We start from the raw sequence: 15,347 nt of genomic DNA, 5'->3' as shown, positions 1-15,347 counted from the left end.
GAAATAATCATTCAGGTGGGGACTTTTATGAAAAACAATAATAAATTACTCAATGGTTTGTTCTTGTTCCTATTACCTTTAAACGTTGCAATGGCTGATTGTGATTTAACAAAATTCCGCTGGGATTGTGATCTCCATTTGCAAAAAAAACCAGTTACCTATGCTACATCTCTAGTCCGTTGTGGAGATTCTTATGGCTATATCACCAAGCAGCAATATGATATTCTAGCCCGCTATCAACGAGCGAGCGTGAACATGACTCTAAATGTTAATGATGAATACATCGATAGTCCTTGTGTAGGTGAGGTACGTTGATTCAATGTTCATCACCATTGACGATCTTTCTGTGGAGATCATTCGTAAATCCATTAAAAATGTAAATTTACGCATTTATCCTCCCAGTGGCCAAGTAAAATTGAGTGTTCCATTGCGATATCCTGAACGCTTAATTCATCAATTATTGCAAGATAAAATGATCTGGATCAGGAAAAAACAAGAGCTTATTCGCTCACGAGATTATCATTTAGATTCAGTTCTAACTACGGGTTCAACCATTCAGTTTCTTGGTCAATCGTTTTTATTAATTATTGAAGAGCATGAAGGACCTTCTGTTATTCAAATCAAAGACCATTTAATTTTCTTCTACACAAAACCTGGTGCTTCATCTCTCCAAATCAACACCGCTTTTAATAATTGGTATAAAAGGGAAATGAGCAATCTACTTCCTAAACTCATTCAAAAATGGGAGCCCGTATTGAGTGTAGAAGTAGCTCAATGGGGTATAAGGCAAATGAAAACTCGTTGGGGCAGTTGCAATACTAGGGATAAAAGAATTTGGCTAAGTCTTAAATTAATTCACAAGCCCTTGGTTTGTCTTGAATATGTCCTCGTTCATGAAATGGTGCATTTATTAGAGGCAAGTCACAACAAGCGATTTTATGATTTAATGAGTCGCTTTATGCCGGAATGGAAAGCACATCAAATGCTTTTAGAAAATGTCACTCAGTCTCAGAAAAACTAAGGTAAAAAGAATGGGGACGACCCCTTGCTCCACCCACTATCTCCGTCCTTTAAATCGATTTAACCCATAGCCTTGGTGTAACCGAAGGCATAACAAAGGTTTTCATCATCATCAAGTTATTGTAAAATTTGCACAACAAACCTTCTATAGACTTAAGGTAATGGACGTTGCTTAAAACCGATGTAATAATTGAAGAGCTCTGTTATCAAGGCTTTCACATTATAGACAATTTTCTAGACCCTGAAATTTATCAAGCTCTACGCACCTATGTCCAAGAAAAGAATCAACAAAATCAGTTTAGAAAAGCTAAAATAGGTAGGCAATCACAAACTCATCACAACGTAGATATCCGCACTGATAGTATTATGTGGATCGACGCTGAATCCTGTTCTGTAGAGGTCCACCATTACATTGATCAACTTTCCCAATTAGCTCAATTATTGAATGAGAGCCTTTATTTAGGGCTTACTGAGCTAGAGATGCATTTTGCAGTGTACGCCCCAGGTTCCTTTTATAAACGCCATGTCGATCAGTTTGCAACAACCAAATCGCGAAAGATCTCTTGTGTGTATTATCTTAATGATGACTGGTTAGAGGAGTACCAAGGCGAGTTAAAACTGTATGACAAAGAAAACAATCTTCTACGAAATGTTCTACCCATTGGAAACCGATTGATTTGCTTCAATAGTGAATTACCTCATGAAGTAAATCCAACTTTAAAAACACGTTACAGCATAACGACATGGATGAAAACTCGCTCTGATAATCCGTCCACAGTATAGTAAAAGTCCAATAACTAATGACAGGCTAATATTGAAAAAATAAGCTCAAACTTATTGAGTTTTAATTGGGGTTGTTATTAAATGAAACACAATGGTTCCAAGGAGTAGGAGAATAGCAAGTGGCTATCAGCGATCAATTTATTAAGCATTATAGTGACTTTATTGAAGCCTATAAACAAAATGGAAAAACTGCTTTTTACCATTGGACAAAAGAATTTAACCACGGTATTGTTTGTGGAAAACTAATTGACATTCTTGAGTTAGTGAATGGCAACAGATCCTCTTTCAATGATGCAAGCATTATAGAATACCTCAGTAATACCATCTTGCTGAAAACCCAAACAAACCCTTACCTACTGGTATGCTGGATAGACTTTATAAAAGTATATAATGAGTCCACTAAACTATTTGCTCCTCTAGAGAGAGGACTTACACAGCTGAAAGTAAACCCAAGTGAAAAATTATCTGCAAGTATGATTGAAGATTTAGAAACAGCCCTTTCAACAAATAAACAAATAAGAGAGCTTGAGCAAAAATCGTCACGCAGCGAGATCGAAATGTTAAAAAGACAAGTTGAAGAACTGCAAAAAGAAAATACCGCTCTCAAAAGCGAGAATTATATTTTGAAGGATCAGATCGATTCTCAACGTTTATTTACTTCATTGCACCCACAGATAGTTTCGGCAGAAACTCAACTTTCTACTCTAAGCAACTTGCTAAAAATGCTAACGGATGTCACCAAACAAAAACCAATACCACAATCTATTTTTCAAACCAAAGAGGTGGGGAACACACCGGTTGAAAAATCCATTCCAACTTCACCAAGCCAAGAGCTACAAAGAGTAAAAACAGAACATACTTTGAATGCTAGTACCAAAGCAGAAATTTCAATCACTGTATCCACTTCAACAAATAGTGCAGTGGTTCATACCACCGAGTTAAACTCTCATGGTGAATCGTCGAAGCTACAAAACACCACCCCGCCTCCTCCTACTCCCCCTGAAATGCCACCTCTCCCTAAACAATCTTTAAGAGTTTTATCAGAGAAAAGCTTCTTCAGTGAGCTACAAGAAGCAATAAAGAGTCAACAAGAGAAGAAATTAAAACCACAAGCCAAGAAACCTCAAGATGAACGATTTGTTGCAGAAGGAGAAAAAAAAAATCACGATTTAACTCAGGCCCTCCCTCTATCTTGTTAGTCATACAGCAAGCAATGGAATCAAGAAGAATGATCATTCAACCGTCGACGAAAATGAGAAGTTCCTTTGAGGAGAGCGAGACTGACGATGAAATAAATCAATCGGACTCTGCTAGTTTTGACTCTTGGTAATCATTTTCGTTAAAAGAGACAGTGGTGATTAAGCATTTTTTCCCTTATTTAGTGCATTTCCCTGCTAGCACTCCAAAAGAATTAGCAATATCATATACAAATTCAGATTAGAACTATTAGATGATAATGTATGCCTTAGACATTGAACAATTATCCAAAACATACTCCAATGGTGTTGAGGCTCTAAAAGGGATTGATTTAAAAGTCCAAACTGGGGATTTTTTTGCTCTGTTAGGAGCAAATGGTGCTGGAAAATCAACTACCATAGGCTTAATCACTGATTTAATTCATAAATCCTCAGGACAAATTAAGATTTATGGATTTGATTTAGAAAAAGAAACAAGTCAAGCCAAAGCCTGCTTGGGACTGGTTCCTCAAGAAATTAATTTGAATATTTTTGAAAATTGCGAGCAGATTTTACTAAACCAGGCTGGATATTATGGGATCAGTCGAAAAAACGCTCTTCCCAGAGCTGAATTGCTGATAGAGCAATTAGGCCTGTGGGAAAAAAGACACTCCATAGTCCGCCATTTATCAGGTGGAATGAAGCGCAGGCTCATGATTGCCCGGGCATTAATACATCAACCGAAAGTACTTATTCTTGATGAACCAACTGCAGGAGTGGACATAGAAATTCGCAGAAGCATGTGGGACTTTTTAACCCAAACCAATGCAGAAGGGACTACGATAATTTTAACTACACACTATCTGGAAGAAGCAGAACAACTCTGTAAAAACATTGCTATCATTGATAAAGGCAATATCATCAAAAATACATCCATGAAATCGTTATTGCAAACATTAAGGCACCAAACGTTTATTTTTAATGCCTCATCACCGATAGACACACTTCCTGAATTCACCCAGTTTCAGGCGACCTCTATTGACCCAACAAGTTTTGAGTTAAAAGTTGATAACAAAGTGTCTTTGAATGAAGTGTTCTCTGAATTAAATAAACATGGCATTCAAGTCCACAGCATGCGGAATAAAACCAATCGCTTAGAAGAACTCTTTTTGGATCTCATCAAAAATGACCACTAAAATACAGCTTATTGCTTTATACACTTTAGTTCGACGGGAATTAGTGCGAATGTTTCGCATTGCAAGCCAAGTCTTCCTACCTCCCGTTATAACCACTACCCTATACTTCTTGATATTCGGAAGCCTAATTGGAAGCCGCATCGGGGATATTCATGGGGTTACCTATTCCATGTTCATAGCACCAGGATTGATTATGATGTCTGTGATCATTAACTCCTATGGCAATGTATCCAGTTCACTTTATAGCGTAAGATTCCAAAAAAGCATTGAGGAAATGTTAGTCAGCCCCATGCATGATGGGATGCTGTTGTTAGGCTATGTTCTAGGAGGGGTATTACGTGGTTTAATTGTAGCGGTACTCGTGTTTATAATTTCCTCCTTTTTCCTGGAGATTCAATTTGATCATCTCCCTATGACACTATTAGTCGTATTGTTGGTAGCAGCGATTTTTTCACTGGCAGGCTTTACGAATGCTATGGTTGCCCGAAATTTTGATGACATTATGATAATCCCTACTTTCGTACTAACCCCTTTAACTTACTTGGGGGGAGTATTTTATAGCGTCAATATGCTGCCTGGGGTTTGGAAATACATCTCTCTATTTAATCCCATCTTGTACATGGTCAATGCATTGCGTCATACGATGATCGATCAAGAAGAAGTAAGCATGGGGTTAGCCATGACCATTATTATTGCAATGCTCGTCGTGCTGACTGTCATCAATATGATTTTATTAAAACGTGGGGTTGGGCTTCGAGAATAAATTAGGCCTTACGCTTAAAACCTAATGCTTCCATTCTCTGATCCAGACTTGGGTGGGTAGAAAACGCGCTGCTCAAAGATTTTACTGGGTCAATTGCTGAGGGGTCAAACAAATAGGATGCTTGTCTAACTTGCTCATGAGGAGTTTCCCCATATGCTTTCGAATACTCATCAGCATGTTCAGCATGATCTTGACTTATTTTCATTAAAGCTCTCGCCATAGGCTCATTGTCCCTCATAAGCTCAACGCTTCCAGCATCAGCCATGAACTCTCTAGTCCTGCTTAAAAATAAAGCCAAGAGAACCGTAATAATAGGGAGAACGTACCTCAAAATGATGATCACCATCAATAGGCGGTTATCTCCCTTTCTATCGCGTTTATAAAGCATTGAGTAAAATAAAATATCTATCACTATCAATAAAATGTTGCTTAATACAGCAACCATTAAAGTGAGTTTGATGTCATGATGTCTGACATGACTTAACTCATGAGCCATCACGGCTTGAAGCTCAGCTCTATCCAATTTCTCAAGAAGCCCTCGAGTAATAGCAACCATAGCTGATTTTTCACTATAACCACTGGCAAAAGCATTCATATAATTGGCTTCAATTATAAATACCTTAGGCATGTATTGGAGTCCAGCAGCAACCTTCATTTCTTCGACCACGTTGTATAATTGTTTTTCTTGTAATGATTGAGCAGTAGAAGGGGTTACCTCATGATACTCTGTTCCAAGCAACATAATTCGATCGTACAAAGAATAAGTAACAAGCAAGGAAATTGCAGCTATAGCCAGCATCAGCAAAGTGGCATAGGGGACCACTTTTAAGGTAAGTAGAGCTCTAATAATAGACTCCAGCGATGCTTGTGGATACATGCCCTCAAGCACAACCGCATCAACGATCAACCCTACTAATAGATAGATCCCAAAAAACAAATAGATGACTCTTCGCGTTCTGCGTTCATTCAGTTTTAATTGTCCACGCCAATCCCCTGCGGTGGCGTGGAAATCTTTGATACTCATGATTTAATCTCAGAGTTTAACGGTATAGTCTTCTTTGGCTTGAATTTGTTCTTCTGGAAGTCCCCAATAGATAAAATCTTTGTTCAAAGCATCAGGAAATGCTGAGACCACCATGGCTTCAAAAAACGATTTTTTCTTAGCATTATAACGTTCAATTCCATCATTGTAGGCTTGTTTAGCATACGCTAATTTATTTTCAGTGTTTACAATTTCTTCCTGCAGTTGCAATACATTTTGGTTTGCTTTTAGGTCTGGATATTGCTCAAAAACTAGATTTAAATTAGAGGCAATTTGTGAAATACCATTCTCAGCTGCTATTCGACCTTTTTCATCACCAGCTTCTTTAGCCACCTGAGCTTGATTACGGAGTGCAACAACGTCTTTTAATGTCGTCTTTTCATAATCCATGTACTTTTTTACTGATTCAATGAGCGATTCAAACACTTTAAATCGTCTGTCCAATTGAATATCTATTTGCTTCTTATTGTTATTAATAGCCTCAATTAACCCTATTAGGGTATTGTAAATTCCAATTGCCCATATAAAAACCAATACAATAATCACTAAAACAGCTATTAGAAATGTTTTCATGTTATTTTCCTATTGAAATCCCTATCCTATTTATAGACCTAAAATATAAAAATTAACAGAGGGGTTTAAACAAGTCCGCTCCCACACAGTCGCGGCTCTGTTAATACAAAACTAATCTGAGCTGCGGCCGTAAGGGAGTGGAAGTTTTTTCAATGAGGTTAACCAGTAATACTACACGATTTTGTCAAAATTGATTTCAAAAACTGGCCTGTAAAAGATCCAGGATGCTGAGCCACCATTTCAGGAGTACCCGTAGCAATAATCGTTCCTCCCTTGCTCCCCCCTTCAGGCCCAAGATCAATGATCCAATCTGCTGTTTTAATGACATCAAGATTGTGTTCGATGATTATAATCGTGTTCCCTTGATCTCGGAGACGATTTAACACCTTCAATAATTGTTTGGTATCGTGAAAATGCAGACCCGTGGTAGGTTCATCAAGAATATAGAGCGTGTTTCCTGTATCTCGCTTTGAAAGTTCTCTGGCCAGTTTAATGCGCTGAGCTTCACCCCCAGAGAGGGTTGTAGCACTTTGACCTAATTTAATATAAGACAAACCGACATCCATTAAGGTTTGACATTTTCTAGCAATGACTGGAATTGCTGAGAAAAACTCACAGGCATCCTCAACAGTTAGCTCTAATACCTCATGGATTGTCTTGCCCTTATATTGAATTTCCAAGGTTTCACGATTGTAACGTTTACCCGTGCACACATCACATGAAACATAAATATCAGGTAGAAAATGCATCTCCACCTTAATTAAACCATCACCTTGACAGGCCTCGCATCGACCACCTTTTACATTAAAGCTGAATCGTCCAGGTTGATAACCTCTAGCTCTGGATTCAGGTGTCCCTGAAAAGAGATCCCTGATATGAGTAAATAAACCGGTATACGTTGCTGGATTCGATCTAGGAGTACGGCCAATCGGGCTTTGATCAATATCAATAACCTTATCACATAGGTGTAAACCTGAAAGATGTTTAATTGCGCCTGGTGTGAATAAATTAGCTCTATTTAAAGTATTCGCAGCAATTGGAAACAAGGTATCGTTAATTAAACTCGATTTCCCTGAACCTGACACGCCAGTAATACAAGTGAATAACCCTAAAGGAATACTGACATCCACGTTAGATAGATTGTTACAGTTTACTCCTTGCAAATGAATCATGCGCTCTGGGTTTACTGGAATTCGAGAAGTGGGAATTTCGATGCTTTGGACTCCAGATAAATATTGTCCAGTCAAGGAGTCCTTGTTTTCCATCACTTCATAAGGAGTTCCACTTGCAACGATTTGCCCACCATGGACCCCTGCGCCTGGACCAATATCCAAAACAAAATCCGCACTGCGAATAGCGTCTTCGTCATGTTCAACGACAATCACTGTATTGCCTTGATTGCGCAAGTGCACCAATGTAGCAAGCAATCGATCATTATCCCTTTGGTGTAATCCAATGGAAGGTTCATCCAGAATATACATAACTCCAACCAATCCAGAACCAATTTGACTGGCCAATCGTATTCTTTGGGCCTCTCCACCTGACAACGTTTCCGCACTTCGTGCTAAAGACAAATAATCTAAACCAACATTCACTAGGAATCCTAATCGCTCAACAATTTCTTTGTTGATTTTTGCGGCAATTTCCCCTCTGTATCCCGTTAACTTCAATTGATTAAAAAAATCATAGGCCTGTTCTATAGAATAACTGCTAATCTCTGGTAAATTTTTGTTTTCTACAAACACATTCCGTGCTTCTTCTCTTAGCCTTGCTCCACTGCATTCTTGGCAAGGACGTGATGATAAATATTTTGCGAGCTCTTCTCTGACCATTCCAGAATCTGATTCTCGATATCTACGCTGCATATTGGGAATAACGCCTTCAAAGCTGTGACGCTTAACCATATAACCACCATTTGGCCTATGGTAGTTAAATTCAACCATCTCTCCTTGACTACCGTATAAAATAACCTGACGCACTTCGTCTGGAAGATCACAAAAGGCTGTTTTAGTATCAAAACCATAATGACGAGCTAACGACTCCAGCATACTAAAATAATACGTTGTTTTTTTATCCCAACCGCGGATTGCACCATCCGCAACGCTGGCACAAGGCTCATGAACGACCTTCTCTGGATCAAAAAATTGATCCACGCCCAAACCATCACAAGACGGACAAGCCCCAACAGGATTATTAAAGGAGAACAATCTAGGCTCTAACTCACTTAAACTGTAGCCACACTCAGGGCAAGCAAATTTTGATGAGAACAACATTTCTTCGAAACCATCATCCATAGAAGCTACGATCACAATTCCTTCCGCTAAATGAAGTGCATTTTCAAAGGACTCGCTTAAACGAGTCGCCAAATCGGAGCGCACTTTAAAGCGATCAACTACCACCTCTATAGTATGTTTGGTACGTAAGCCTAATTTTGGAGGAGAGTCTAGCTCATAGATCTCCCCGTCTATTCGCGCCCGGACATATCCTTGAGACTGAAGGTGTTGCAACAACTGCAAGTGTTCCCCCTTTCGCTCACGAACTACGGGCGCTAAAATCATCGCTTTACTGTCTTCTGGTAAAGCAAGTACTTGATCAACCATTTGGCTTATCGTTTGAGCATGCAAACTTACTTGATGTTCTGGACAACGAGGCTCACCAACTCGAGCAAACAGTAATCGCAAATAATCATAAATCTCTGTGATCGTTCCAACTGTCGATCGAGGATTATGTGAAGTGGCTTTTTGTTCAATTGAAATTGCCGGTGATAATCCCTCTATAGAGTCGACATCCGGTTTTTCCATCATTGACAAAAACTGCCTAGCATAGGCGGATAAGGACTCTACATAACGTCTTTGCCCTTCAGCATATAAGGTATCAAAAGCTAACGAGGACTTCCCTGACCCAGATAATCCCGTGATAACAATTAATTTATCTCTTGGTAGCTCAATGTCCAAATTTTTAAGATTGTGCGTGCGAGCACCACGAATGCTGATTTTTTGCATGGGATGAGGTGTTTGAAATAAAAAACATCGAGTATAGCTCTCTAACAAAAATTAAACAAATATTCCGGTGCCTGTTTGAATGAATGTCATTAATTCGCTGTTTTTTCAAGTTTCCTGAAGAGAAATTTCAGCCATAAGGGGGCAGATTTATCACGCCGAGGTCTATGGATCTATACTCTCTTGAAAAATTCTGTTTCAATATTCTTACGTTAGATGAGAGGAATACGAATGTTAAACCGTTTCATGTGTTTTATGATAGTTGCTTCGTTATTGCATTTAGGTGGCTTGCATGCAAATGAACTCAAACACATTGAGCAGGAAGTAAGTGATACTTATATTACTACCAAAATCACTGCAAAATTCACAGAGAATAAAAATCTTAATCCTCTCAAAGTTTCGATTTCAACCAGTAAAGGAGTTGTTACTTTAAAAGGTTATGTTTCAGACCAAAATGCATTTATAGATGCTTTAAGAATCGCTAAACATACCAGAGGAGTGCAGTCAGTTAATGCCAATAATTTACACATCAAACAGGTTAACACCGTATTTACAGATGCTCTAATCACCGCTGAAGTTGAAACAGCTGTTCTAAAGGCAAAAGTACTGGATGATGAGTCAATTCCATTAGTGGGAATTAATGCGGAAACAACCAATGGAGTGGTTACCCTAACGGGCCAAGTTCAAAACGCAGAATCTGTTGCTTATATCATTAAGCGCGTTACAACTGTCTCCGGAGTAAAAAAAATCATAAGCCATTTAAAAACAAAGGAAAAGGGATGAGTCCTTTAAAGCGCTTTAAATTCTTTTTATGGTATTTTGGCCATTTTAAAGTAGCCATGATTGGCTATTTAAGACCTAAAATAATTAAACTGAACGATAAAGAGCTTGTTGTAAAGATTCGATTAAACAGAAGAAGCCGTAACCACCTCAACTCGATGTATTTTGGCGCATTATCTGTTGGAGCAGATTTAGCCGGTGGCCTGCATGCGTTCTATCATGCCGATCAAAATAAGAGCAATGTAATGCTCGCCTTCAAATCTTTTCAAGCGCAATTTCTTAAAAGGCCCGAGTCTAACGTGTATTTTGTGTGTAATGAAGGAGACCAGGTCAAACAAATGCTGGTCGACGCCACACAGTCTGGTGAACGCGTGAACAAACCCATTCATATTCATGCCTACACAAACTACCCACAGAAACCTGAAGAAGTCGCACAGTTCACTCTAGAGTTATCCGTAAAAATAATTCAAAATTAAAACCCTAGCTTAAAGAACAATCTAAACTCATCTTTAAAAAAAAATTAACAGTTAGCTTATTAAAAATAATGTGTTAATATTCGCTTAAGGATCTTTGAATATACTCTTGCGATAATAAAACATTGGTACAATAATGATTTCAGAATACATAGAACTTATAGAATCATTTAAAGAAAACCAATTTTCTGCTCTGATAGCGACTATTCATACTAAAGTACTTGAAACCTTAAAGAGTAAACATTTTAATCCAAGATTAGCCCCATACCTAGAAAAAATGAATAAGGAAGGGGTGCCCTTTACTAATTTTGAACTAGACCCAGAGAACGTTTCCCAAATTAAAAAATTAATCAATGCGCTTTATTACGCAAGATTAGCCTTTTTGGATCTTGAGAAACTAGACATCAGAAACCTGGCCAAATCCTACGATAATTTAAAACTAGTTTATGGACACACTATACATCAAGCCTACCAAGCAAGTTATCTAATCACTCATTTAGATGTGGATATTCAAGATATATTTAAAGATGAACTGGCGCTATTCCTCCCTGCATTCACAAAATTAAAAGCCTTTGCAAGCACTTATTCGAAAGATACGAAAGAAATTGTTGACTCTCTAAAAACCTATCCTATAGCTTATACCGTTGGCGAAGTGTCCGGCATTGTACTTGATCAGATGCAGCCTGACCCCAATGATTGGAATTATGAAGTACTTACTAAATTCAGTGCTTTATTACCTGGCTACATCCAAGAGTTTACCTCGATCATTGAAAAATACTCTACACAAATTAAAGAAAAAGAGCCGACACTAAATAATGCAAAATTAGAAGAGATACAAACAGCCGCTCTTAAGCTTTTGAATGACATAGAAAATTTAAGGGGAAATGGCTTATTTGTTTCATTAAAAGTATTAAATTATATTCACATCATTCGTAATATAATTACCTTGTCCACGAGCGCTCTAGAGCAGATGGGTCACTTTAGCAAATCCTCTCAAGATCTCATTCGTGATAGATTAGCCCAACTTAAATACGTACATTTACCCACGTTATTTGGATTAGTGGATAAAATTGAAGTGAATGCCATGCTGCAACCTGGCACTTTTTCAATTCCTTTAATGAAACAGATCAAACCCTTGTATGCCTGGTTAATCCATTATGCGTCTAAACCAGTTAATTTTCAGGAAAAGGGGGAAGAGCTCTTAAGTATAGAAGACTCGCGATTCCTAGAGTTAAGACTTGAAAATACTTATAAGCGTATTGATGTTGCTTATAAAGCTTTGTTTAAAATACAAAAGGTTCAAGCTGCTTTTGATGAATTTTTTAATCTATTGAGTGATGCACGATACTCAAAACTGGCTATCCATGATTTGCCCAATGGAATAAAAGAACAACTGATAAGCCATTACAAATTATTAAGTCCGTACATGCAGGAAGTGGATGTGGATTTTAATGAGCTACTAGTTAAGACCTTTCTCAATGGAGAATCGACCCGCTCCTATTTGGGGAGACCCTACCGCTGGCTAAGGGGTCAAAAACCAGATGATCATGTTAGTTTTGTGTTGGCTAAGCGTTCTACATTGCAAGATCTAATCACTAAAAAAAGAGAAACACAGCTATTCCATATTCAATTAAACGAGGATTTGCTTCATTCTGTCCACAGACAAACAGAACTTACCCTGTTCCCGTACAATGCGACCACCAATGTCTTTACCATCGATGAAGCTACTGCCTTATCAAAAGAAGATATTACTCAATCCCAGCTTAAGTTCAAGCTGGAAAATGGAAGCAATGTCCTTGCTAATCCTGAAGATTTAACATCCAATCAAGCCCTTGAATTGCATCAATGGTATAAAAATAAACATAATAAATTCGTGGTTGCTAGAGAAGCATACTTTGAATTTATAACTCTTATAAAGCCTTTTTCAGCACCAATAGGTGACACTAAAGTTACTACCCTAAATTTAAGTAGGATGAATGAAGGCACTCGTGAAAAATGTAAGCGCTTATACAATGCATTTCAGCCCTACTTCATCAATGGTGTTCACCCCGATCTTAAAAATGATGTACTTTCATTTGATAAACAATTTGTGCGGGCACTAAATAATGATCAAGAAGCTCTAAAAGCTCCTGTAATCAATTTATTTGAGCAATTAGACAAACATTTTCAAGTTTACTTCACTAACATCGATCTGTCATGGGCGCGATCCAATAATAAATACTTAAGAATTGCCGATGATAAGTTTAAAAAGGAAAATGACGCTGCAATACTAAAACTTGAGGTAAATACTGAAAACAGAGCTCATTTTGTCATCAAGCACACTCGTTACTCAAAAATGGTCCATGATCTTCGCAAAGAGTTAACTCGTGCTTCACTCTTGTTTAATCATACAATGAGAGCCGAACTTAGACTTCCCGATTTGAATCCGCAAGGAGCTCTATCACTAAGTGATATTCAATTACCAGAGCTACCCAAAGGGATTCCGTATCCAGAATTAATGGATAAGGATAAAGATCTGTCTCAAGCGTCGCAAGTAGTGGCGTTCAAACGAATATGGAATAGCCTGTACCACATTGAGAAAATAATTTCTGAACTCGAAAAATTGAACAACAAGAGTACAGAGACTCGCTATGTATACCATTTATTACAAGCTTATGATCATATCAATGAAATAAAGCACTTGGTTATAAAGCTAAGCCAAGATCCCCATTTTAAGCTTATTGGTTCAGATATTATAGAACGTATTCAGTGGATTATTGCGACTGCACAAGAGCAAACTTACTCTTATCAAGTAGCACCTACTGAGATTGAGTATCAAGGACTAGAAGTTGAAAATAACGCTCTCTGGTATACTCTTAATGCCTTTTATATATTACCAAAGCACATAAGAAGTCTTAGAAATGACAATTACCTCACAACAGACGAGCTGGAAAATCTTCATGTTAGAGCAAAAAAAGCAAATATTACGATAGAAAATATCATTAAAAGTTCTGATTCCTACTTCAAGCTTTTCCTGCAATCACCAGCTATGTTCTCTCTCTATCAAGAAATGAACAAGAAATTGCATGAGTTTTTAAGCACCGCTCATGACACAATGATGAATAACTTGGATCAATTCCACGAAAAGATCTTTACACCTATGCTATTAGAAGCCGATGCGTGGGAAAACAGGCTATGCTTAAAACCAGGACTTATTTCAGGACCTTTGAAAAAAATTACTGATGAGTATTACAAAGGCTTGCTGCATCCTCTAAGACTCCCTTCTAAAGTTCATATTCAAATGATTTGCGACATGACACCCATTCATACGAGGATAAAGAAAGCCCAAAAGCAAATGGAACTTGCTACTAGACATTCAAAAGATCTCGATAACAGTTACAAACACATTATCAAACTTCATGAACTCCTCCGAAAATACAAGGCAAATTTTGATGCAAAATCATCCATAGTCCCTACAATTTTAGAAAGAGTTACAGAACAAGAAATCATTGAAGAATATAAAAAAGCCATGTATAAGCTGCATGGCTTACAATCTAAGCTTCCACAGGCAAAGGGCGACCCAATCTACAACAAAGAATTAGACCAATTACTCAATGCAAACCTCGAAGAATATGATCCACAACTTTGCAATATACACGATTTAGTGAATTCAAGTTATCACCACTACCTCGGGCTAAAAAACACTTATGCGATGAAGTTTGCTACAGCCAAAGAAAAGCAGGAATACTTGGAGCAACTGCAAAAAACCCAGGAACAAGAAAATATTCAGTTTGTTGAAGATTACACTGTTGAGGTATTTAATGATCAACTAGAGATAATATGTAACCAACACATTGGTTTGCAATACACTTATAAAGAGTTTAATACAAATCTACGTACCTATCTGTTAACGTTTAAAAATGAGATTGTACAAAACTCTAAAACAGCAGAAAACATTAACGTCACTGTAAAAAAATTACTTCATGAAAAAACCAAACTATTCAAAAACATGCATTTCGCTCAATTTGAGCGTCTAGATAAGATTGAGGGAGTCCTTGGTCAATTCAGGACTTATTTTGACAAATCCCAAAAAGCCATTGACAATGGCGGTGATGTTTTTGAAAGCAATGAAACTCTAGAGACGAAAACTAAGCGTATTAACGCGCTTGAGACGATCTGCAAAGACACAACGCTAACGGTTAAACAACGCATTGACAAAATCGCTGATCACGTTGTTAAAGATCCAAGTTTTGAACGAGTCATGTTACATACAGACTCCAAAGAAGCTTTTAGCTTTGCGCAAATTAAACAACTTTTCTTTAAATTACTAGAACTATTGTTCTATACTCCAGAACGAAAAGCCTTACTCAATAATCTCAAAGAAAGTGTTAAGCCCCCTACCACTGAAACCCCATCGTACTTTGGTTTCTTTTCTTCAACAAAAGCTAAACGTTCAAAACCAGAAGAAGCAAAGCCCGAACAGGATAAGATGACCTCACAAACAGTTTTAGTTCATTAAAACTGTCACTTATTTTCTGTGTTCAACCACCTCAATACCTATAAT

Annotated in this window: 12 protein-coding genes; 9 read left to right on the top strand and 3 right to left on the bottom strand. The window is 37.7% G+C overall.

The features are described from left to right. The first annotated feature begins 27 nt into the window (after positions 1-27). The 6 genes from Lwal_RS12170 to Lwal_RS12145 all read left to right on the top strand — a co-directional run bounded on the left by Lwal_RS12170 (position 28) and on the right by Lwal_RS12145 (position 4,937). Positions 28-315 (top strand): hypothetical protein, encoded by a 288-nt coding sequence (locus Lwal_RS12170; RefSeq protein ID WP_058481271.1) that lies wholly within the window; start codon positions 28-30, stop codon positions 313-315. Positions 316-319: 4 nt separating this feature from the next. Further along, positions 320-1,021 carry a M48 family metallopeptidase gene (locus tag Lwal_RS12165; protein ID WP_058481076.1) on the top strand — a complete coding sequence of 234 codons (702 nt, stop codon included), beginning with the start codon at positions 320-322 and terminating at the stop codon, positions 1,019-1,021. A gap of 167 nt (positions 1,022-1,188) precedes the next feature. Next, positions 1,189-1,803: a 2OG-Fe(II) oxygenase gene (locus Lwal_RS12160; RefSeq protein WP_058481075.1), complete on the top strand. Its 615-nt coding sequence runs from the start codon at positions 1,189-1,191 to the stop codon at positions 1,801-1,803. Positions 1,804-1,922: 119 nt separating this feature from the next. After that, on the top strand, positions 1,923-3,002 hold the full coding sequence (locus tag Lwal_RS12155; RefSeq protein ID WP_058481074.1) for a hypothetical protein: 1,080 nt from the start codon (positions 1,923-1,925) through the stop codon (positions 3,000-3,002). 257 nt (positions 3,003-3,259) lie between these two features. After that, positions 3,260-4,174 carry an ABC transporter ATP-binding protein gene (locus Lwal_RS12150; protein ID WP_058481270.1) on the top strand — a complete coding sequence of 305 codons (915 nt, stop codon included), beginning with the start codon at positions 3,260-3,262 and terminating at the stop codon, positions 4,172-4,174. Continuing rightward, on the top strand, positions 4,164-4,937 hold the full coding sequence (locus Lwal_RS12145; RefSeq protein WP_058481073.1) for an ABC transporter permease: 774 nt from the start codon (positions 4,164-4,166) through the stop codon (positions 4,935-4,937). Before Lwal_RS12150 ends, Lwal_RS12145 begins: the two co-directional genes overlap by 11 nt. A 1-nt stretch (position 4,938) precedes the next feature. On the opposite strand, the gene htpX is transcribed toward Lwal_RS12145, so the two are convergent. The 3 genes from htpX to uvrA form a co-directional block, all read right to left on the bottom strand. Beyond that, positions 4,939-5,961, bottom strand: coding sequence for a zinc metalloprotease HtpX (gene htpX / locus Lwal_RS12140; protein ID WP_058481072.1), 1,023 nt, complete (start codon positions 5,959-5,961; stop codon positions 4,939-4,941). 9 nt (positions 5,962-5,970) lie between these two features. Continuing rightward, complete coding sequence (locus Lwal_RS12135; protein WP_058481071.1) at positions 5,971-6,552, bottom strand: LemA family protein; 582 nt, start codon at positions 6,550-6,552, stop codon at positions 5,971-5,973. Between the two features lie 158 nt (positions 6,553-6,710). Further along, positions 6,711-9,554, bottom strand: coding sequence for an excinuclease ABC subunit UvrA (gene uvrA / locus Lwal_RS12130; RefSeq protein WP_058481269.1), 2,844 nt, complete (start codon positions 9,552-9,554; stop codon positions 6,711-6,713). Positions 9,555-9,782: 228 nt separating this feature from the next. Between uvrA and Lwal_RS12125 the strand changes: the two genes are divergently transcribed. The 3 genes from Lwal_RS12125 (at position 9,783) to Lwal_RS12115 (ending at position 15,302) form a co-directional block, all read left to right on the top strand. After that, entirely contained in the window at positions 9,783-10,334 is a 552-nt protein-coding gene (locus Lwal_RS12125; RefSeq protein WP_095197482.1) for a BON domain-containing protein, read from the top strand. Beyond that, positions 10,331-10,807: a DUF4442 domain-containing protein gene (locus Lwal_RS12120; RefSeq protein WP_058481069.1), complete on the top strand. Its 477-nt coding sequence runs from the start codon at positions 10,331-10,333 to the stop codon at positions 10,805-10,807. The genes Lwal_RS12125 and Lwal_RS12120 overlap by 4 nt, the downstream gene beginning before the upstream one ends. 133 nt (positions 10,808-10,940) lie before the next feature. After that, entirely contained in the window at positions 10,941-15,302 is a 4,362-nt protein-coding gene (locus tag Lwal_RS12115; RefSeq protein ID WP_058481068.1) for a hypothetical protein, read from the top strand. Positions 15,303-15,347 lie beyond the last annotated feature (45 nt).

The organism is Legionella waltersii (assembly GCF_001468085.1).
Classification (GTDB): Bacteria; Pseudomonadota; Gammaproteobacteria; order Legionellales; family Legionellaceae; genus Legionella; species Legionella waltersii.
The sequence above is the reverse complement of the archived record's forward strand: the minus strand, read 5'-3'. Positions and strand labels throughout refer to the sequence as shown.